This is a genomic window from Luteolibacter ambystomatis (assembly GCF_018137965.1).
Classification (GTDB): domain Bacteria; phylum Verrucomicrobiota; class Verrucomicrobiia; order Verrucomicrobiales; family Akkermansiaceae; genus Luteolibacter; species Luteolibacter ambystomatis.
The window spans coordinates 5127205-5145800 of record NZ_CP073100.1 but is presented as its reverse complement, the minus strand read 5'-3'; the positions used below and the strand labels follow the sequence as shown (position 1 = coordinate 5145800).

The window sequence follows — 18596 nt, the reverse complement described above, 5'->3', positions numbered from 1 at the left end:
GCTCCCTGGAATCTCACGAGTACCGCAGGTCCTTCGAGGGATCGAGTTCGAAGTCCATCGCGAAGTGGGCCGTGGTGCTCGGCTTGATCACCGACTCCACGAACTTGAGATGGAACGGATCCTCCAGCGTGATCTTCAGTTTCTCCAGCGACTCGGTCTCGATGTTGAAGAAGAACTGCCACTCGGACGCGGTGTCAACGTTGCGACCGGACTTCACGCTGAGCACCTCCGGGATCTTCAGCAGCAGGCTGCGCGTGGTGCGCACCATTTCCTCCACCCGGGCTTCATCCACCTCGGGCTTCAGTTGGAAAAAAACAACGTGGGAAATCATGGGAGAGGTTCAGGACTTCCAGTTCAGCGCGCCCTTCTTCAGCGCATACACATAGGCGAAGGCCAGCGTGCCGGCGAAGCCCGCCATGCTCACCAGCGCCACCGGGCTGTTCGCAACGAGATCCTTGAACTGGACCGCCCACGGATACATGAAGACCACTTCGATGTCGAAAATCACGAAGAGCATCGCCACCAGATAGAACTTCACCGAGAAACGCGGCGCGCCGTCACCGATCGGCAGCATGCCGCACTCGTAGGCGCTGTCCTTGATCGCATTGCGTTTTGCCGAGCGGCCGAGCACCACGCTGAGCGTCAGGGTCACCGCCGCGAATCCGAGGGCGATGAGGATCTGGAAGAAAATCGGAAGGTAGTCCTGCAACATGGCGGCTGAGTGTGGGGATAGTGTCGGCCGCTGCGCCGGATGGATAGAAAAAAAACCCGCACCGGATCTCCGGCGCGGGTTTCATAAATCAGGGAATGGCAGGCGGCTTCAGTCCTCCTGGGCTGCAGCGTATTCGCTGGAGGCCTCGCGCACACGGGCGGTGCCCTTGTATTCCTTGCCGATCTTTTCGACGAGACCGCGCGTCACCAGGTTCTGCAGTTTTTCATATGCGCGCAGGCGGAGCATTTCTTCGCCGCCGCTGACCGCATTTCGAACCTTCAGATTCTCGAAGACCCGTTCGAAGAGGTCGTTGAAACCAAACACCTTGCTCTCAGAAAGTACGTTCACGAGCTCGTCAGTGACATGGTCAGGGAGACGGCGCGAGAATCGAGTTCGTTTCGTGGTGGTTGCCATAACGGCGCGATTATACCACCCCTTTGTAACAAAAGCGACCCCAAAAATGAACTACGATCCACTCACAATTGAGATATTTTGCAAGACTTAAGTTTCTTTCAGGAGGGTGATCCCAAGCGGTTGCAACGCAAAATAGCATTCCGCGTTCCAATCCACAAATCCCTGTGAGCCTTGATTTTGCGTAAATCCCCCCACCCTTGGTAACGGAATCGGAGTCCTTCCCGGTCATCGTGCAAAAAAGTTTTCACCTGTGTGAATCGTGAGATGTGCATTGACGGTGCGTGACCCCTCGCCAAGGTGGCGGCGTGATCGCGCGACTCCGCGGAACAGTGTTGGAAGCCTATCCAAACCGGCTGGTGGTGGATGTACAGGGGGTGGGATACGAGGTGCACGTGCCGCTATCCACATTCGACCGGCTGCATGCCGCGGAGGGATTGATGGTGGATCTCCGGACCCATCTCCATATCCGTGAAACCGCCCACACGCTCTACGGCTTCGCCTCGGAGGAGGAACGCGATGTCTTCCTGCTGTTGATCGACCGCGTGAGTGGAATCGGTCCCGCCATCGCCATGGCAGTCCTCAGCGGTATGCCGGTCCCGGCGTTCAAAAGCGCGGTGGTCCAGAATGACGTTGCAGCCCTTTCCCGGGTCAAGGGTGTCGGCAAGAAGACCGCCGAACGCATCGTGCTGGAACTCAAGGACAAGGTGGGCGTGGTCGATACCTGGCAGGACGCCGCCGCCGGCCAGGTCACCGCCGGAGCCGCCGATGCCGAGCTGGCGCTCATCGCGCTGGGCTACAAGCAGGTCGAGGCCCGCAAGGCTGTCCGCAAGGTGCTCGATGCCGAGCCCGGAGCCGCCACCGAGGCTCTTATCCGCGGCGCGCTCCGCCATTTGCAAGGTTGAGCCAGACATCCGTCATGCCCCTGACTCTTTCCCAGCTCCAGTCCTCGCTGCCACAAGGTGGACTCTTCGGCGGTGGCGCTTGGCGCTGGTCGCCGGAGCCGCTGAAGCTCACCGCCTCGGAGGCTCGTTTCATTACCCGGCTCGGCCATCCGCTGGCGCAGTTCCAAAAGGCCAGCGACACGATCTACCGTCGCAGCGCCAATGGTAAACTGCCCAGCTGGATCGCCGAAACCCTCGATGTCGGAAAACCCGAATGGATGGTCCGCGAGCAACGTCACGCGGGCACGGTCAACCAGCTGCCGCGGGTCATCCGTCCGGATCTCATCCTTGGCCACGACAGCTTCGCTCTCACCGAGCTGGATAGCGTGCCGGGCGGCATCGGCGTGACCGCGTGGCTGTCCCGCGTCTATGCGGACGCCGGATACGACATTCTTGGCGGCCGGGATGGCATGCTTGATGGCTTCCGCTCGCTGATGCCGGAGGGCGGCGCGATCCTCGTGTCCGAGGAAGCCGGTGACTATCGGCCGGAAATGGAATGGCTGGCGTCCCAGTTGGGTGAGGCTTGGGAGGTCATGGCAGCCGAGGAATACGAACCGGATGGCCGCACGCTCTACCGCTTCTTCGAGCTCTTCGATTGGGAGGCGATCCCGTCCTCACGTCGCATTGCCACGAAGGCCACAGCCGGTGAAATCTCCCTCTCATCTCCCTTCAAGCCGCACCTGGAGGACAAGCTCTGGCTCGCCCTGCTGTGGTCCCCGGGCCTGCGCCGCATTTGGGAACAATCGATGCGGCAAAACCACCTCCAGCGCCTGCGCGAGTTGGTCCCCTTCGGCTGGGTCATGGACCCTGCCCCACTGCCGCCCCATGCCGCACTCCCGAAGCTGGACGTGAACTCTTGGGAGGAGGTCGCCGCCTTCAGCCAGAAGGAACGCCAGCTTGTGCTCAAGATCAGCGGCTTTCACGAAACCGCCTGGGGCTCCCGCGGTGTTTACATCGGCCACGACTTGCCTGGCACCGAGTGGAAGGCCCGCATCGACGAGGCTCTGGCCTCCGCCGATGAGCAACCGTGGCTGCTCCAGGAATTCCGCGAGGGCCGGCTCATCGAACATCCCGTTTTCAATGCCGATGGTTCGGTAGAAATGATGCGCGGCCGCGCACGCCTCTGCCCCTATTTCTTCACCGATGATGCCGGGGAAACCACCTTCGCCGGCTGCCTGGCCACGCTGGTGCCTGCGGATAAGAAGAAGATCCACGGCATGAGCGACGGCGTGCTGGTGCCGGTAACCGTCGCGGTGTGATGTATGTAGTGACGGCGCCTCACAGGACAGCGGCGCAAGAACCACAGATGACGTGGATTACGCTGATTACACAGATTGAAGAGAGAAGCGGACTACCGCTCTGAAAAATCAGCGCAATCTGTGAAATCTGTGATCTCTCCGTCGAACTTGGATAGTGTCCTAATTTGAACGAATCTTTACTGAATCAGTAAAGATTTGTTCAAGAAGCCTTCAATCCAAGGTTCGACAGACGATATCCCATAGACTCTTCAGAGACCTGAAAACGCTCCGCTAAGTGTGCCGTAGTGGGTCCCCAAAAGCGGGGCTTTTGCATTTCGGCAACGAGGAGTGCCTTCGGCATAAGAAGAGACGCTGCAAATCGGTTTGCCTGCATCTCTTTGCTTGTCCATTCTCCACCTCGCCTCATGATCTTGACATCGTCCTTAAAAACAGCGTCTCGGTCATCCAGCATGTGAAGGATGTAATGCCCGATTTCGTGCGCCAATGTGAACCTCTTGCGAACAAGGGAGTCGCCTGGATTGATCCATACGACGGGACGATTTTCTTGCCATCTAATTTCACCCGAATATCCGAAGCGCGAAAGGCTGAAGTTATTGTCGAAGACAATACCCATAGCGCGAGCCAATCCCTCCACATCCACAGGAGGAAAAGCACAGGAACCTTGGTGAAGGTATAGCTGCTCAGGATCTTTGGTTGGTAGAACGTAATCCATGATTTTTAGGATTTATGGTTGTTCAGTTCGTTCCATTTCACCCCTAGCTCGCGGCTTCGCGCCTCAAAGTATTCTTTCGTTAAAATCGTTTCCGCGGTTTGCCTGACTGCCTCATCGATTTGTTTGAAGATATAATCCTTAAGCTTCTGTTTTTGAATGATTTCCTGCAAAACTAATTCGGCAAAGTCGGTATTAGTAGCTAAGCCGTCGAGAGTTCGTTTGATGGCAGCATCAACTGCCCGTTTTCTCGAAGTAGCTCCGATCACCTGAATAAGCAAAGTTGCTACAGCCAAAACAATTCCCAGTGCTCCTAAGACATAAGCAGCCATGGAGACCAAAGACGACGACATATCGACGTTCTTGGACGCGATCTCCAGCACTTGCATAGAAGCTTCTGAAGCAATAGGGTCGGGCTCTTTCTTCGCTAATGGAGGCTTGCTGGACGCATCGGAATTAGCATCGGCAACAATCTTCGATGGCGGCGGCTGTCCGGTCGGCGGCTCGTTTGGGAGATCCGCTGCTAAAAAGAGCGAGAGAATGACTAGGGAGGAAAACATTCCGTAGTGGTGCTACCAACAGGTTCATCTGAGCGGAAGCTAAAACAATTCAGTGTTCAAAAGAACTACAAATTTCGGGAATTTTCCAACAAGCCCTACTTTATTGTCTTCTTGGCTTCTTTGAAGACCGCCTCCGGCGTCGTGTCGAGAGCCCAGCAGAAGCGCAGGAGGGTGTGGATCGTGGGGATGTTCACGCAGTCCTCAATGAAGGTCACCGTCTGGTTGTTGATCCCAGCCCTCTGAGCGACGGCGGTCTTCGTGAGCCCGAGGCTTTCTCTCCTCTTTCGAAGGACTGCTGCGACGGCGCGGCACGTGGCGGTAATTTCTTCTACGGGTATCACCCGCCGAGCCTCTTCTACGCCCTTCTGCGGAGTAAGCTCTAGAGTTCTAGAATTTCTCCTTCCCTTTTAGCCCCTCTCCTGTTTGGAATTTTGAGCGCCCTGTTAGAACACAAAGTGCTTGAAAACAGACAGATATGAATCCTCCGCCTCTCTCCCAGCCTCCCGTCCAGAAGTCCAAACCCGGATGCCTCAAGGTTTTCCTGATCGTCACCGGTCTCGGTGCCGTAGCGGCAATTGGAGGCTGTGCCCTCCTAGCCGCTCTGGTCGGCGCTTCCGGCAAGAACAAGACCGAGCGTCCGGTCGAGACGTTCCAGATCGGAGATACCGTGACCTTTGAGGACGACTCCCAGTGGCAGGTGCTGGAAGCCAAGTCCCTCGGTAGCGTCCTCAAAGGGACGAACATGCTCGCAGAGACCAAGCGCACGGACGGGAAGTTCCTCTACGTCCGCTACAAGATCACGAACACCAAGAACCGAGAGGAGCGAATTCTCGACACGCCGAAGCTCAGAGACTCCAAGGGCAGAGAGTTCGAGCACCTCGACGGAGCTTCCCTCTACCTTGAGGACGGAGAGAACACGCTGACTCTGGAGCAGCTCACCTCGGGCATGTCGAAGAGCTTCTCTGCGCTCTACGAGGTGCCCTCAGACGCCTCTGGATTCGTCTTCATGACCCGAAAGCTCGGTTTCGGCGGAGACGATAAAGCCGTGAAGCTCGGCTTCTAGGAGAGCATTCGCCCTAGTAGAACGCCCCGGAGGCGATCGACGCCCTAACGGCGTCGGACGGGTCCTTCACCGGCGGGAGCTTCAGGACGGCGACGTACTGCGGCTCCTCTCCGTTGTCGAAAGCCCAGGCGAAGGCCTCCTCCGCTTTTGGGTGACCGGAGAGGGAGAACGTCTCCACGTCTCCCTCCCAGACCTTCTGTTCCCCGAAGTACTCGACGACGCGAGACGTGCCCGCGTGGGTGCTCTCGCACCCGTGCAGCTCTCGGATGGCCTCTCTCAGATTGCTCAGGTATTCGCTCATTTCTCTCCTGTCATCTCAAGCAGGTCTGCCACCGACCAGTGGGTGTCTGTGATACCAGCTTCCATGGCAGGCGCACAGCGGATGGTCGAGTGGGTCTTGCAGAAATTGTAGTACGCGTAGTGGAGGGCTACCGCCGCATCGAGGTTCTCTCTCCTCTTGCTGTAGGCGTTGGTGAGACGGGCGAGGCGCCGGCAGTGCATCCGGACCGTGTGGTTCTGCTTCTCCACGAAGGACGTGGAGATCTTCGCCGGGTCAGGCTCCCCTTGGATCACAGCCTTATCTATCCGCATCTCTCCCGGCTCGGTGCCGTTCCGGGAGGCTCTGAGTTTCCCTTGGGGGAACGTCTTCACGATGGTCCCGTAGTCGGCTTCCTTTCCAAAGGCGAGGCGCACTGCGTCTCTGTAGGCTATGAGGGCGTCTGAAGAAATCTGGGGACGAGGTGTCAGCCGGGAGGCGAGGTCCCTCATGAACAGGTTGGCGTGAATTCGGTCTCTCTTTCCGACGAGGAAGCAGGGAACGACCTTGGTGTCCGCGTCCAGAGCGACCCAGAGCCAGGCGTCGCCTGCATCGGGACCCAGCCCCTTCTCCTTCACTGTCTTCTTCTTGGCTTTCACAAAGCCCCACATCTCGTCCACTTGGATGTTCCTCAAGTCCAAGCCTCGCATCTTCTCGTCGAGGATCGCCTTGCAGCCTATCCCGACCCGGAGTCCAAGCCGCAGCACGGTGTCGCGGTGAACGCCTGTGATCCTCTCTACTCCCCGGATGCTGCTGCCCTCGCAGAGCATGGAGACCGCCAAGACTTTCTTCTTAAATGGAAGGTGGTTTGCCATCGTCCTCTACCTAGGGAAATAACCGGCTTCAAAATGGCAGTACACCCGATTTTTTCGAGAAAGCTTCCAAGATTTGAGTTCAAAAGAACAAAATGGTCTTTTGAACATGCATGTTCGCTTGACCTGCTATCGAAATCAGGCATTCTGCACGTGTCGGGCACAACCTCCCGACCAGACCAAGCAACATGTACTACGAAGTGTTCCAACGTGGAGGCCTCTGGTATTGGCACCTCAAAGGTGGCAACAACGAGATCATTGCCAACGGCGAAGGCTACACTGCCAAATCGAGCGCGCTTCACGCGATCTCGCTCGTGAAGGCATCTCAGAACGCACCCGTTTACGAACGGTAAGCGTTTACAAGATGGCGGGCTCCGGACTCCCCTCGGAGCCCGCCATTTCTCTCTGTTAGATGATAAATGGGGAAATGGAGGAGAGCGCCAAAGACAAGGGAAGCCGAGAGCGTACGGATCTAGAATCAGGGTTCGTCCGCCAGACAGAGCGGCAGAGGGAGGCTGACAAGAAGCGCAGCCAGCGGACTGAGATCGACGAAGCTCTAGACCGGCTCAGTGCCCACTTTGGATGGAAGTGAGCCGGAATAAATGTCTGCATGACCCTCAATCGTTCCGAAGAAACCGAATTGTCGGCTTCATCCCAATTTTGGCAAGATGGACTAGAAGCTCCACTAGATCGTGCATGTCACTATCTCGCTGGAGCAACCAACAGTTTTCGGCAAGGCGTCGGTCTCCTGAAACTAGCTTTTTATTCGTGGAAATATCACCTGAGAACTTCTTCCAAGCCACTGCTCTTGGTTCGGTGGGTAAAAGCCCTTCTGGTTTCACAACTGAGACAAGGACGTACCGAGATTCGTTAGACGCTGATGCTTCCGGCATGCCTCCAGTGAAGCATGTCCCAAGGGGATTGAAAGATCCACACGAATCCTTACTTGCTCAGTAAGGATTCATTCAAATTAGGACACTATCTGCTCAAGGAGCAAAAGCAACGCGGTTGAAAACTGACCGAGTAGTGAAATAACCAGCCGGTCCATGTCGCTGCGCTCCATTACCGCCACGTACAAAAGGAAACGGCCCGGAGTTTCCTCCGGGCCGCTTACGTCATGAAACCTCGACGTGGAAGATGGGAAAATGGATCAAACGAGGCCGGCGGCCTTGAGAGTCACGTAAGCACCGTTCTTGTTGACGGTTTTGAGCGCACGGCAGCTCAGCTTGACGCGGACGAAACGGTTGAGTTCCGGAACCCAGATGCGCTTGGTCTGGAGGTTCGGCGAAACGGTGCGCTTCACGACCTTGGTGACGTGGCGGCCGATACCGCCCTTTTTCTTCGCGAGACCGGAACGGTGAATTTTACCACCGGAGCGGACGCGGGTTCCTCGGATGCTGCAGATACGTGCCATGGTCGTGGTCGGAAAAGGATTGCGGGGCACGGAGTCTGTCTCTCCACGCCGATAGGTCAAGGGAAATCCTATGTCTAATTTACCGATTGCCCGGAATCCTGAACTTCCACCGCCATTTCCAAATGGGAGGAAATCAGGACACATCGGATCATGGCCCCTCCGTAGGCCCGCTGCAAGGCGCTTCGGTAGGCGTCCATCTGGGCCGCGTGGCGCTCCAGCAATTCCGCGGCCGAATCCACGCGATCCGTCTTGAAATCAAAGACTTCCAATTCAGCCACCATCCCCAGATCGTCCCGGACGAGATGGAGGCGGTCGATGACCCCACTCATCCAAGCCCCGTTCACGATCGCCTCCAATGGCTGCTCCCGGAACAGTTCCACGTTCCGGCCCTTCCGCTCGAACCACCGCGACAGCTTGGACAACCCGATCAAACGGTTCACCAGACGACCGCCCTCGTCATCCGGCAGCACCGGTCGACCCTCGTCCAGCCATCCGACCCGCTCGAAGGCGGCGTGGACGCTGGTCCCAAACCGCAGCCCTTCCTGGGAAGCCGCCACCCCGCCGCCCGATGGCTTGAGCCGGGCACGGCGCGCCACCCCAGGACCGAGATCCGGCATGGTGGGAGTCGGTTTGATTTCCCGGGGAGGGATGGACTCGAACCACCTCGGATCGCCAGCCTGAAAATCCGTGCCCACGGCCCGGGCGATCCAATTCGCCGGCGAAGCCCAATCGTCCGCGTCCTTCCGGCTCTTCGGCACCTGCGGCAGCAGCACGTGCAGGCCGCGTTTCGCCCGCGTGAGCGCCACATAGACCGTGCAGAGCATTTCATAGCGTTGGTCATCCGCCCACGCCTCCTCGGCGGCGGCAAGCGCAGGCACCAGCCCACGCACCCAGCGCGCGGGCGGCTCCAGCAACCAGCTCTTCCCGGCATGGATGCCGCGCGCCACATCGAAGTTGCCGCGATCCGGCACCTGTCCGTCCTCGAGCTCCGGCAGTACCACCACGTCAAAGCCGAGCCCCTTCGATTTGTGGATCGTCATCACCTGCACTGCCGCCACGCCGGGCGCTTGGGCGATTTCCAGATCCGCAAGCCAACGCGCGGCCTCACGGGCCGTGGCCGCTCCACCCGCATCGAACTCCGCCAGAGCGCCGATCACGTCCCCCGCACGGCGGCGTGAAAATTCCGAAAGCCCATCCCACAGCGGCTCGACCACCTTCCCCGCCATTGCGGCAAAGCCATCGGTACGAGCCTCTTTGAGAAGCCCTTCCCACACCATATACCAGTCCTCCGGAAAACGGGCGGATACCACGCTCCACAGCGGTGACATCCGCACAACCTCCTCGGCGAATGCATCCGCCGGGTCCGCCAGCCAACGCATCAAATGGAAAAGCACGACACCCACCGCATTGTCCTCCACCGGATGGCGGCGACCTTCCTCGATCACATCGAAGCCGTGCTCGCGCAACAAGGTGGCGATCTCCCGCACCTGCGAGTTCGTCCGTACCAGCACTCCGCAGGTCAGCGCGCGTTCTCCGATGCCGATCTCATGCAGCAGTTCCACCAGACGCTCATCGCGGTCCTCCTTCGCCACCACCTCCACCGTCGCGCAACCCCCGAGGCCGGGCTTCGCGGAATCATGATCCTCCCACACCCAGCGCCGGATCATCTCCTCTCCGAAGAGCGAGCCGATCACCGCTTTGTGGCCGCAGACCGCATTGACCAGATCCAGCACCGCCGGACAGGAACGCCACGACTTCGGCATCGGACGGGTTTGCAAATCATACTGGCGGTAGCGGCGCTCCACTTCATCGAAGAGTGCCACCTCGCCACCCCGCCAGCCGTAGATCGCCTGCTTGCGGTCACCCACGACGAACAACGTACCGTCATCATTGGTCGCGGCCTCATCGAGCAACGGCACGATGCCCAGCCACTCCGCCACGCTCGTATCCTGGAACTCATCCAGCAGCCAATGATCATAGCGGGCATCGAGACGGAAATCGACGGCTTCACGGCGGCCACGCGCTTCCTCATCCCCGGCCCAGCGCCCCATCAGCACCTTCACGTCATCGAAACCCAGCAGCCCGCGGTTCCGCAAACGGCGCTCACACTCACCGTCCAGCCGCGCCACCAAATCCGCCACGGCGCGGGTGCGGGCGACGGACGCGGAAAGCTCGCACGCGGCCAACAGCCGGACCACATCCCGCCATTGGTCCGAGACCGCGAGCGAAAAGCGGATCACCTTGCGGTTGTAGGCCAGCTCCATTTCACCGCTTGCCGGCACAGCCTCCAGCAGACGCTCGAACAACGTACCCGCTTTTGCCACGCGTCCGCTGCCCACGGTATGCAATTCGAAGTGGTCGATCAACTTCAGCACCGCATCGTTCGACTCGCCGCGGCGCAGTGCTCCAAGCAATCCCATCTTCTCCGTCTCCCACAGATCCACCTCCGGCAGACCGGTGAAAAGATGTCCCCCGCCCCAGCCGGAAGCCACGGTACCGGACTTCCACCAGCCGTGCCAGGAACCGAGGAATTTCTCCACGTCCCGCAGCACGCCCTGCCCTTCCTTGCCCAGCGTGGCACGGCGGAAGGCATGCAGGAATTCCTCCGCGCTGCCATCATCCAGCGCGCCCCCCAGCACCGCCGAGAGGATGTCCGCCATCGCCGCCTCCAAGCGCGGACCTTCGATCAGTTCGAAGGTGCCGCCGGTAAGTCCGAGTTCATACTGGAAACCTCGTACAATCCGCGCGAAGAAGCCGTCCATCGTGCCGAGCTGGAAGCGTGGCAAGGCACGCACCACCTTTGCCAGCACCGGCCCGACCTCGAAGCTTTCTCCAATCTGTGCGCACAACTCCGCCGCCTTCACCGGATCGCTGGCGCATCCGGCGAGACGCGAAAGCACCGAATCCGCGAACTCACCCGCCGCTTTCCGAGTGAAGGTCAGCGCGACGATCTTTTCCGGAGAAGCCCCCCTCGCACCCACCAGGCCGATCACACGGTTCGCAAGCTGGAAGGTTTTTCCCGAACCCGCCGAGGCGAGGATCATCAGGTTCCGCTCCAGAATGTGGATGGCATCGTCGTTCACTCCGCACCACCTTCCCACGCCACGGTCTCCACAAGCGAACGCCCGAAGGTGAGCACCTGATAGTCATCCCAAGGCACCTTCTCCGCGGGCGGATGAAACACGCCTTCTTTCAGTTGGCCGACGACCCATTGCGCACAGGCCATCGCCGAATCCCGATCATCGGCGGAAAATCCATCCCACAACGACAGTCCCACATCCCCCTCCACCGCACCGAGCGCGAAGTAGCCGATCTCATCCACATCTCCGAGCGCGGCGGCATACATCGCGAGCTGGAGATTCTTCCAACGCTTCATCTTTCCATCCGGAGCGGTGTGGATGATCGCGGGCACGTTTTCCAAGTGCGCGGGCAATACGGTCCTCGTGGTCATCGCAACCCGGTGCGCCGACTCGATGGGGCCGACATTGCCCGTCTTGTAGTCGAGCACGCGGCGGCGGCCATCCTCATGACGCTCGATGCGGTCGATGCGGCCCACGATGGTGAAATCATCGATGGGGATCTCGAACTTCTGCTCCACCTCCACAATCCGCCAACCCAGAGCACGCTCGCAGGCCTGCACCTTCGCGAACCACGAGAGCCGTTGCCTCAGCGATTCCTTCTGAATGCGCACCGCCAAAGGCGGCCTTGTGCCGAAATGCTCGATTACGATCCGGTCCAACTCCGCGTGCACCCAGGCTTCGATGGCTTCGGTCTTCGAATAGTCCTTCGCCTCCTCATCGCGCGCCCAATTCTCCAGCACCGTATGCGCGATGTTTCCGAAGTCGCGCGCATTCCATTCCACGCGCTCCGGCTCGGGCGCACTCATGCCCACCACATGCTTCAGATAAAAACGGAACGGGCATGCGAGGTAATCGGAGAACGCGGTGACGCCGAGACGCGGCTTCATCTCCACCGTCCGCGGTCTCCACTTCCACGCTTCTTCCAAAGTCCACGCCAATCCGGCATCCGGCGGCTCGATCTCGCGGAACAATGCCGTGACCCGCCCGGGCAGATCTTTTTCCTCCGCCACCAGCAGCAGGCGCGACGGCAGCAACGAATCCCCGCCCGCGCCGGACTTCGCCAGCAGCAGATCGACACGCCCGCCCCCGCGGCGTGCATGCGTCATCGCCGTGAGCAGATAGGCATCACGGGTGGCACGCGTGTGATCGGTCGAAAGGCCGAGCAGTTTCCGGATGTTCTCCGGCAGCCAGGCATCGCTGCTGGCACGTCCGGGCACCTTGCCCTCATTCATACCGCAGATGATGAGATGGCGGCCGGGTTCGTGAAAAAGCTCCAGCCAGCCCTGCACGTCCAGCACCCGGTCATCCGGCGGGACCGCCATGGCTTCGGGTCCGGATGCCAGCAACAGATCGATCCAAAAGCCCGGATCGCGATCCACCCTTTCCGCCATGCCCGCGGTCGCCTCCAACCAATCGTGCAGTTCCGAGGTTTCCTCACGCTTCGGGTCGATGGCCTTCATCAGCTTTTCCAAGCCGGCATGGAAGCCATCGCGCTGAAACAGGCCACGGCGCTTCTCCAAGGCCTCCATCGTCTCGATCGCAAGCCGCAGGCTCTCCTGGTCCTGCCCGCGGGTGGCAAGCTCCAGCGATCGCACCAGGTCCGCGCGTTCCTTCGCCAGCCATTTGTCGCGCGCCGCCGACAACGCCTTCGCACGCTGGGCCCGGCGGCCCGATACGAAGACACCGGTCTGCGAAAATCCGAGCAGATCAATCGCGGTGGCGAGCGTGGGTGTTTTCACAAACGAGCTCCATGCCGCCAGCCACGCCATCACCGGTTGCGGCGGCAGATGCGAGGGATCGTGCAACACCCATCCCGCGCGACCGAAGGCACGCACCAGCTCGCCCGCGGTTTCTTCATCGGCGGAGCCAACCACGAGATCATCGGAAGGAGCGCCTGCCTGCGCCGCCATCCTCACGGCCTCTGCCGCCTGCTGGCGGGGATCGGCGGTGAGCGTCACGGAACCGCAGTTTGAAGAAGGCCAGTCATAGGTCCTGCCGGTCCAAATATCGTCGTTTGCCTCTGTCGGCTTTTTCGTCTCCGGATCCTCCTCCCATTTGAGTGCTTTCGGTCTGCCCAACTCATCGAAAGCCATATCCTCATCCGGTGGGGCCCCCACCAAAGCAGTGACCGGCACCGGAGACTTCAACAAAAGGGTGGCCACGGCAGCGGGAACATCCGGCAATCCCGCCAATACGATTTCGCGAGCTCCTTCCAGCAGCGGAAATTCCGCCCGTGCGAGCAACGCACTGCGACTCGTGAATCCCCACAAGGCCAGCCGCTTTTCCACGCGCTCCTCGAGAACCGCCAGCGCCTGCCAGCGCCCGGCCTCGATGGATTTCACCATCCTCTTCGCCGCCACCGCCAGTGTGATCGCCCCTTCCTGCAAACCCATCCGCAAATTCGTCATCGCTCCAGCCAGGCCCAGCGCCCAACCGGCAGCCTCACCCTCCCCGGGTGGAATGGGAAACACCTCTTCGAACGCATGCCAGTCCGGGATGTTTTCCAGAACCTCCACCCACGCCAGATGTTCGATGGCGGCCGGAGCCGCGCTTTCCGTACGCATGAAATGCCCCGGTGTGACCACCCGTGGCGCAAGTCCCGCACCGGCCTCCGCCAGCGCCTCGCGCAAGCGCCTTCCGGACTGCGCCGTGGGAACGACCACCAGCATGCCCGGCAGAGCGTCCCGACGTGCCAACAGCCAAGCCACCAGCAGTCCGAGGAACGGCCGGTCCCAGCCCAGGAATTCACGCTCAACCATCGCAGGTCTTCATGCCCCGGCGATCCGCTCCACGGAAGCAAAAGTTCGTAAATTCCCGGGTCCACCGACCCGCCTCCAGGTGAAAACCCGCGCGTGGATTCCGCAGCCCGATCTAACAGAATCCATGAGTGCTTGCGGACCCCGCCGACGCTGCTATCGCTCCCCGTCCGTTCGCCTTCATCATGTCCATCTCCTGTCCCGAGTCCCTCGCCGCCATCGTGGCCCACTACGAAAAACTGAGCCTCAAAAAGCTCGACCAACTCAGCGATATCTATTCCCCCTCCGTCCACTTCCGCGATCCCATCCGCGAGGCCAACGGCCTGCCCGCCCTGCGTGGCGTCTATGAGGACTCTTTGAAAAGCATGGACGCATGGTCCATGGAAGTGATCGATGCCCAGGGCGACCAGCACAGCGGCTTTCTGCTCTGGACGCTGCTCTACAGCTTCCGTGGCAAGGACCACTCCATCACCGGCGCCAGTCATGTGAAATTCGCAAGCGACGGCCGGATCTCGCACCAGCAGGACCTCTGGGATGCCTCCTTCGTTGTGTATGGGGAGGTTCCGTTTCTCGGTTCGCTGATGCGCTTCTTCCACCGGCGGTTGAAGATCTCGTCATTGGCTCCGGATCCCGGAGTCTACAAGCAGGCGGGAAGATAAACCTCAGGACCGAACCCGCCATTCCTCCAATGACCTGACTGGAGGCAGGCAAACACGGCCTTCACAGACGATCACCTGGCCGGGCCCCTCGCTGCGGCTGAAGACCGCCCGCGGCAGATAGGTGGAGCGCAAAGCCGCCTCGAGTTCGGGAGCCGCATCACCCTGCCGCTCGATCTTCATCACGCCGCGATCATGAAGATCGCACGCGGACAACAACACCGGCACGGCGAAGCCTTGCCTGGCCGCCACCCTTGCCTCCGCGCGCAGGATGATTTCCGCTTGTCCGGCGAATTCCGTGCGCCCGGTGAGCATGGAAAGCTTCAGGAGGTTTTCCGCCGCGACATGCCCCGGTGAAGGCTCCGCGCCATCGTAGTCCTCGCGCATCACCAACAACGGCTGGCCTGCGAGCTCGGCCTTCATGACGTAACCGCCGCGCTCACCATCCCAGTGCTCCCCATCCATCGCGGCCTGGAGTTCAAGCGCGCGATCAAGATGAATGGCATCTCCATCCGCGGAATGCAGATCGATGAAAGCGGCGATGAGGAAGGCGTAGTCGGCAGCGAAGGCAGCGATGCCACTATTCCGCTGGCGATAGCTGCGGAAGAGGCGTCGTCCGTCCCAAAGATTTTCCCATAGAAAAGCCGCCGCTTTTTTCGCCGCATCGAGCAGATCCGAGCGATCCAGCACCCGCGCACCTCGCGCGAGAGCTCCGATCATCAAGGCGTTCCACGCCGTGACAATCTTGTCATCACGATGTGGCATAGGACGTTGCTTGCGGGCGGCCAGCAGCACACGGCGCGATTGTCCGAGGCTTTCGCGAATCTCCTCCACGGTCATCCCGAACCGGGTCGCAAGCGACTCCGGTGCAAGGGCGCGATACAGCGTATTCTGCCCGACAAGCTCCTCGTGCGGATCGCTTTCCGAGCGGGCGTTGCCCTCCGCCTGCACGCCGTATGCCGCGCAAAAGATGAGCGCGGATTTCGCATCGAGAAGGTCGAAAATCCGATCCGCCTCCCACGTCCAGAAAGCCCCTTCCCGTTTCTTCGCGGCATCCGCCTCCGGCAGACTGTCCGCATCCTCCGCCGCGTGGAAGGCGCCGCCTTCATCGGTCATTTCATCCAGCACGTAGCGGAAGATGTCTTCGGCGGTTTCACGATAGCTGTCCTTGCCCGTGGCCTGCCAGGCATCCAGATACAGCGACGCGAGCTGACCCTGGTCGTAGAGCATCTTTTCATAATGTGGCACGTGCCAATAGCGGTCCACCGAGTAGCGGTGGAATCCGCCGCCGAGCTGGTCGTTCATTCCGCCCGCCTGCATCGCATCCAGTGTGCGCTCGACCATCTGCAGGCACGCCGCGCCTTCCTCGCTCTCCGGGCCGAACCGTTCCGACAGCTGGAGCAGCAATCGCGGCACCACGGGACGCGGAAATTTCGGCGCACCACCCCAGCCGCCTTCCTGCGGATCGAACATCGCCTCACAACGATCGATGAAATCCCCGAACACCCGCGTATCCGGCAGGCCCTGCATCACCGCGCCGACATCCGCCTCCGCGCGCAGATGAATCATCACCTTCTCGGCGCTGCTTTCCATCTTCGCACGATCGTCCTTCCACAGTTTCCCGATCTCCTCGCACAAGCGCGAAAAGCCGGCGCGTCCATGGCGGTCCTCCGGTGGAAAATAGGTACCGCCAACCACCGGTTTCCCCTCCGGAGTCAACCACACGCTCATCGGCCATCCGCCTTGTCCGGTCGTAGCCTGCACGAAAGCCATGTAGGTCGCATCCACATCCGGGCGTTCCTCGCGGTCCACCTTCACGTTGATGAAGTGACGGTTCATCAACACGGCGATCGCCTCGTTCTCGAAGCTCTCATGCTCCATCACATGGCACCAGTGGCAGGTCGAGTAACCCACCGAGAGAAACACCAGCTTGTCCTCCGCCTTTGCCCGCGCGAATGCCTCCTCGCTCCACGGCTGCCACTCCACCGGATTGCAGGCGTGCTGGAGCAGATAGGGAGAAGTCTCTCCGATGAGCGCGTTGGGCATGCCGCAACAAACATCGAACCCGGCGGCATGGCCACCGGGAATGTCATCCCGGCTCCCAAACAAGGGCCCTCAAGGAGCCGGACGCCTGGCAGCCGCCTGCCTTTGCCCCTCTTCGATGGCCTCCTTCATCTTCTGTTGGAATTCGGGGTCCCCCAGCGCACCGAATATCGCCAGCACGACCACTACGACCAACAGGACCAGGCAAAGCACCCCCAACCAATAGAGGATCGCGAGGAAGATCCCGACCCCATCCATCTTGCGGTGGAACTGGTAACCACCGGGACAGGCAACCGCGCGATAGCCGACCCAAAGGCCCAGAAATGGAACCAATGCACCGAGAAGCCACCAGCCGCTCATGCCAACGTTCCGGAGACGCTTCACACTGAGAACGACAAGCCCCAAAACCGTCAGCACCGGAATGGCCAGGAGGGATTGCGGAGCGTCCTTGATCAAAGGCGCGGCAAAGGGCACCAGATACTTCGTGACCAAATAGGCGCCCAAGAGAACCAGGATGATGCCGATGGGGTAGCCGATGCGACTCACTCCAACCCAATCCTTCTGATGGGCCATCAGTTCGCGCGCCGCCTCTTCCTCATCGGTGGGTACTTCGAGATTGATCGGCGGAGCGAGGATCACCGCCGCTTCCGGCACCGCCACCACTTTCTCGAAGAGGCCTTCGATTTCTCCGGCAGGAGTCCACTGTTCCATGCCGTGCCGCCACACCAGATCCTGGCGCGGGTGGAGCTGGCCCTGGCTGGCGACGAATCTCAGTTCTTCCATGCCCACGGGGCCGTACTGCTTCCCATCCTTGGAGAAAAACCAGGCGTCCTGCGGCACGTCGCTCATTGCTCCCCGGAATACCCTATCGTACCGAAATCGTCAAACCCGCCGCGCCCCGGAAAGAATCCCTCGCCACCGGGCGTCTGTTCCCCAAGCATTGTCATGATGAAACGCCGATCCCTGCTCACGATGGTCCCCGCCGTCTCCGTCCTTTTCGCCATGCGCTCCAATGGAAAACCGATCCCGCAGCCCGCGCTCACCGCAGCCGGCTTTTCCATCGCCGTGCAGTGCTGGTCCTTCAACAAATACACCCTCTGGGAGGCCATTGAAAAGGCCGCCTCGACCGGGGCATCCTCCGTGGAACTCTACCCCGGCCAGAAACTCGGCGGCCCCCACGGCGATCTCAAGATGGGTCCCGACCTCAAGCCCGAGATCTATCAAAGCCTGCTCGATCACCTCTCCAAAAACGGTCTGGTCGCCGTGAACTACGGCGTCTGCGACGTCCCGAAGGATGAGACGAAAGCCCGCGCCACCTTCGAAATGGCCAAGACCCTCGGCCTCTACGGCCTGACCACCGAATCCCTCGAAGCCCTCGACACCATCGAGAAGCTCGCCAAGGAATACGACGTGAAGGTCTGCTTCCACAACCACCCGAAGGGCACCAAGCTCGGCGATCCGCTCAAGACCTGGGAGCAGATCAAGGACCGCCACGAGAATGTCGGCTTCTGCTGTGACGTGGGCCACCTCGCCTCCTCCGGCTGGGAGCCGCTCGAAATCGTGAAGAAAATCTCGACCCGCATCCGCTCCTTCCATCTCAAGGATCGTGAATCGATCGAGAAATGGACCCACGACCGTCCCTTCGGCACCGGCGTGATCAACCTGCCCGCCATCCTCGATGAAGTTCGCTCGAAGGGTTTCGCGGGTAACGTCAGCATCGAGTATGAGCACAACTGGGAAACATCCGTTCCGGAAATCTCCCAGTGCGTGGGCTATCTGCGGGCCTATTCGAAGCTGAAGGCGTGACGAAAAAGTCACCGGCTTGCCCGTGTTCCGTCACGCGGGCAAGCGAATCCGGCCG

The 18596-nt window shown here is 60.3% G+C and carries 19 protein-coding genes; 6 read left to right on the top strand and 13 right to left on the bottom strand.

What is annotated here, in order from left to right; genetic code table 11:
• Nucleotides 1–13: 13 nt before the first annotated feature.
• From KBB96_RS20145 to KBB96_RS20135, 3 genes are all read right to left on the bottom strand, one after another.
• Nucleotides 14–331 carry a Dabb family protein gene (locus KBB96_RS20145; protein ID WP_211631291.1) on the bottom strand — a complete coding sequence of 106 codons (318 nt, stop codon included), beginning with the start codon at nucleotides 329–331 and terminating at the stop codon, nucleotides 14–16.
• Nucleotides 332–340: 9 nt separating this feature from the next.
• On the bottom strand, nucleotides 341–712 hold the full coding sequence (locus tag KBB96_RS20140; RefSeq protein WP_211631290.1) for an NADH-quinone oxidoreductase subunit A: 372 nt from the start codon (nucleotides 710–712) through the stop codon (nucleotides 341–343).
• Between the two features lie 108 nt (nucleotides 713–820).
• Complete coding sequence (locus tag KBB96_RS20135; protein WP_226373595.1) at nucleotides 821–1060, bottom strand: hypothetical protein; 240 nt, start codon at nucleotides 1058–1060, stop codon at nucleotides 821–823.
• Nucleotides 1061–1407: 347 nt separating this feature from the next.
• Between KBB96_RS20135 and ruvA the strand changes: the two genes are divergently transcribed.
• Both ruvA and KBB96_RS20125 read left to right on the top strand, forming a co-directional pair.
• The gene (ruvA, locus tag KBB96_RS20130) at nucleotides 1408–2028 is read left to right on the top strand and encodes a Holliday junction branch migration protein RuvA (protein WP_226373594.1); all 621 of its coding nucleotides are present in this window, start codon (nucleotides 1408–1410) and stop codon (nucleotides 2026–2028) included.
• A gap of 14 nt (nucleotides 2029–2042) precedes the next feature.
• Nucleotides 2043–3326 carry a hypothetical protein gene (locus tag KBB96_RS20125; RefSeq protein WP_211631288.1) on the top strand — a complete coding sequence of 428 codons (1284 nt, stop codon included), beginning with the start codon at nucleotides 2043–2045 and terminating at the stop codon, nucleotides 3324–3326.
• Between the two features lie 199 nt (nucleotides 3327–3525).
• Here KBB96_RS20125 and KBB96_RS20120 read toward each other — a convergent pair whose 3' ends face one another.
• The 3 genes from KBB96_RS20120 to KBB96_RS20110 form a co-directional block, all read right to left on the bottom strand.
• A complete protein-coding gene (locus KBB96_RS20120) occupies nucleotides 3526–4038 on the bottom strand; it encodes an ImmA/IrrE family metallo-endopeptidase (protein WP_211631287.1) in 513 nt (170 codons plus the stop codon).
• A gap of 5 nt (nucleotides 4039–4043) precedes the next feature.
• Complete coding sequence (locus KBB96_RS20115) at nucleotides 4044–4595, bottom strand: hypothetical protein (protein ID WP_211631286.1); 552 nt, start codon at nucleotides 4593–4595, stop codon at nucleotides 4044–4046.
• A gap of 95 nt (nucleotides 4596–4690) precedes the next feature.
• On the bottom strand, nucleotides 4691–4936 hold the full coding sequence (locus tag KBB96_RS20110; RefSeq protein ID WP_211631285.1) for a helix-turn-helix domain-containing protein: 246 nt from the start codon (nucleotides 4934–4936) through the stop codon (nucleotides 4691–4693).
• Nucleotides 4937–5070: 134 nt separating this feature from the next.
• On the opposite strand from KBB96_RS20110, the gene KBB96_RS20105 reads away from it, so the two are divergent.
• A complete protein-coding gene (locus KBB96_RS20105; RefSeq protein WP_211631284.1) occupies nucleotides 5071–5658 on the top strand; it encodes a hypothetical protein in 588 nt (195 codons plus the stop codon).
• Nucleotides 5659–5671: 13 nt separating this feature from the next.
• Here KBB96_RS20105 and KBB96_RS20100 read toward each other — a convergent pair whose 3' ends face one another.
• Both KBB96_RS20100 and KBB96_RS20095 read right to left on the bottom strand, forming a co-directional pair.
• Entirely contained in the window at nucleotides 5672–5959 is a 288-nt protein-coding gene (locus KBB96_RS20100; RefSeq protein ID WP_211631283.1) for a hypothetical protein, read from the bottom strand.
• The gene (locus KBB96_RS20095; RefSeq protein WP_211631282.1) at nucleotides 5956–6789 is read right to left on the bottom strand and encodes a DDE-type integrase/transposase/recombinase; all 834 of its coding nucleotides are present in this window, start codon (nucleotides 6787–6789) and stop codon (nucleotides 5956–5958) included. Before KBB96_RS20095 ends, KBB96_RS20100 begins: the two co-directional genes overlap by 4 nt.
• A 185-nt stretch (nucleotides 6790–6974) precedes the next feature.
• On the opposite strand from KBB96_RS20095, the gene KBB96_RS20090 reads away from it, so the two are divergent.
• The gene (locus tag KBB96_RS20090; RefSeq protein ID WP_211631281.1) at nucleotides 6975–7139 is read left to right on the top strand and encodes a YegP family protein; all 165 of its coding nucleotides are present in this window, start codon (nucleotides 6975–6977) and stop codon (nucleotides 7137–7139) included.
• Nucleotides 7140–7936: 797 nt separating this feature from the next.
• Here KBB96_RS20090 and rpmB read toward each other — a convergent pair.
• The 3 genes from rpmB to KBB96_RS20075 form a co-directional block, all read right to left on the bottom strand.
• Complete coding sequence (gene rpmB / locus KBB96_RS20085; RefSeq protein WP_211631280.1) at nucleotides 7937–8200, bottom strand: 50S ribosomal protein L28; 264 nt, start codon at nucleotides 8198–8200, stop codon at nucleotides 7937–7939.
• 74 nt (nucleotides 8201–8274) lie between these two features.
• Complete coding sequence (locus tag KBB96_RS20080) at nucleotides 8275–11283, bottom strand: UvrD-helicase domain-containing protein (protein ID WP_211631279.1); 3009 nt, start codon at nucleotides 11281–11283, stop codon at nucleotides 8275–8277.
• Complete coding sequence (locus KBB96_RS20075) at nucleotides 11280–14039, bottom strand: PD-(D/E)XK nuclease family protein (RefSeq protein ID WP_211631278.1); 2760 nt, start codon at nucleotides 14037–14039, stop codon at nucleotides 11280–11282. The genes KBB96_RS20080 and KBB96_RS20075 overlap by 4 nt, the downstream gene beginning before the upstream one ends.
• A 182-nt stretch (nucleotides 14040–14221) precedes the next feature.
• Here KBB96_RS20075 and KBB96_RS20070 point away from each other — a divergent pair, with 182 nt between their 5' ends.
• Nucleotides 14222–14695, top strand: a complete 474-nt coding sequence (locus tag KBB96_RS20070) for a nuclear transport factor 2 family protein (protein WP_211631277.1) — start codon at nucleotides 14222–14224, stop codon at nucleotides 14693–14695.
• 3 nt (nucleotides 14696–14698) lie between these two features.
• On the opposite strand, the gene KBB96_RS20065 is transcribed toward KBB96_RS20070, so the two are convergent.
• Both KBB96_RS20065 and KBB96_RS20060 read right to left on the bottom strand, forming a co-directional pair.
• Complete coding sequence (locus KBB96_RS20065; RefSeq protein WP_211631276.1) at nucleotides 14699–16738, bottom strand: thioredoxin domain-containing protein; 2040 nt, start codon at nucleotides 16736–16738, stop codon at nucleotides 14699–14701.
• 69 nt (nucleotides 16739–16807) lie between these two features.
• Nucleotides 16808–17584, bottom strand: coding sequence for a DUF4339 domain-containing protein (locus tag KBB96_RS20060; protein ID WP_211631275.1), 777 nt, complete (start codon nucleotides 17582–17584; stop codon nucleotides 16808–16810).
• Between the two features lie 96 nt (nucleotides 17585–17680).
• On the opposite strand from KBB96_RS20060, the gene KBB96_RS20055 reads away from it, so the two are divergent.
• Nucleotides 17681–18541, top strand: coding sequence for a sugar phosphate isomerase/epimerase family protein (locus KBB96_RS20055; RefSeq protein ID WP_211631274.1), 861 nt, complete (start codon nucleotides 17681–17683; stop codon nucleotides 18539–18541).
• The last annotated feature ends 55 nt before the right edge of the window (nucleotides 18542–18596 follow it).

What these genes read in the sequence shown, in the direction of transcription:
- KBB96_RS20145 (WP_211631291.1), bottom strand. Translation starts at nt 331, where the DNA reads ATGATTTCCCACGTTGTTTTTTTCCAACTGAAGCCCGAGGTGGATGAA.
- KBB96_RS20140 (WP_211631290.1), bottom strand. Translation starts at nt 712, where the DNA reads ATGTTGCAGGACTACCTTCCGATTTTCTTCCAGATCCTCATCGCCCTC.
- KBB96_RS20125 (WP_211631288.1), top strand. Translation starts at nt 2,043, where the DNA reads ATGCCCCTGACTCTTTCCCAGCTCCAGTCCTCGCTGCCACAAGGTGGA.
- KBB96_RS20120 (WP_211631287.1), bottom strand. Translation starts at nt 4,038, where the DNA reads ATGGATTACGTTCTACCAACCAAAGATCCTGAGCAGCTATACCTTCAC.
- KBB96_RS20115 (WP_211631286.1), bottom strand. Translation starts at nt 4,595, where the DNA reads ATGTTTTCCTCCCTAGTCATTCTCTCGCTCTTTTTAGCAGCGGATCTC.
- KBB96_RS20105 (WP_211631284.1), top strand. Translation starts at nt 5,071, where the DNA reads ATGAATCCTCCGCCTCTCTCCCAGCCTCCCGTCCAGAAGTCCAAACCC.
- KBB96_RS20100 (WP_211631283.1), bottom strand. Translation starts at nt 5,959, where the DNA reads ATGAGCGAATACCTGAGCAATCTGAGAGAGGCCATCCGAGAGCTGCAC.
- KBB96_RS20095 (WP_211631282.1), bottom strand. Translation starts at nt 6,789, where the DNA reads ATGGCAAACCACCTTCCATTTAAGAAGAAAGTCTTGGCGGTCTCCATG.
- KBB96_RS20090 (WP_211631281.1), top strand. Translation starts at nt 6,975, where the DNA reads ATGTACTACGAAGTGTTCCAACGTGGAGGCCTCTGGTATTGGCACCTC.
- rpmB (WP_211631280.1), bottom strand. Translation starts at nt 8,200, where the DNA reads ATGGCACGTATCTGCAGCATCCGAGGAACCCGCGTCCGCTCCGGTGGT.
- KBB96_RS20075 (WP_211631278.1), bottom strand. Translation starts at nt 14,039, where the DNA reads ATGGTTGAGCGTGAATTCCTGGGCTGGGACCGGCCGTTCCTCGGACTG.
- KBB96_RS20070 (WP_211631277.1), top strand. Translation starts at nt 14,222, where the DNA reads ATGTCCATCTCCTGTCCCGAGTCCCTCGCCGCCATCGTGGCCCACTAC.
- KBB96_RS20065 (WP_211631276.1), bottom strand. Translation starts at nt 16,738, where the DNA reads ATGCCCAACGCGCTCATCGGAGAGACTTCTCCCTATCTGCTCCAGCAC.
- KBB96_RS20060 (WP_211631275.1), bottom strand. Translation starts at nt 17,584, where the DNA reads ATGAGCGACGTGCCGCAGGACGCCTGGTTTTTCTCCAAGGATGGGAAG.
- KBB96_RS20055 (WP_211631274.1), top strand. Translation starts at nt 17,681, where the DNA reads ATGATGAAACGCCGATCCCTGCTCACGATGGTCCCCGCCGTCTCCGTC.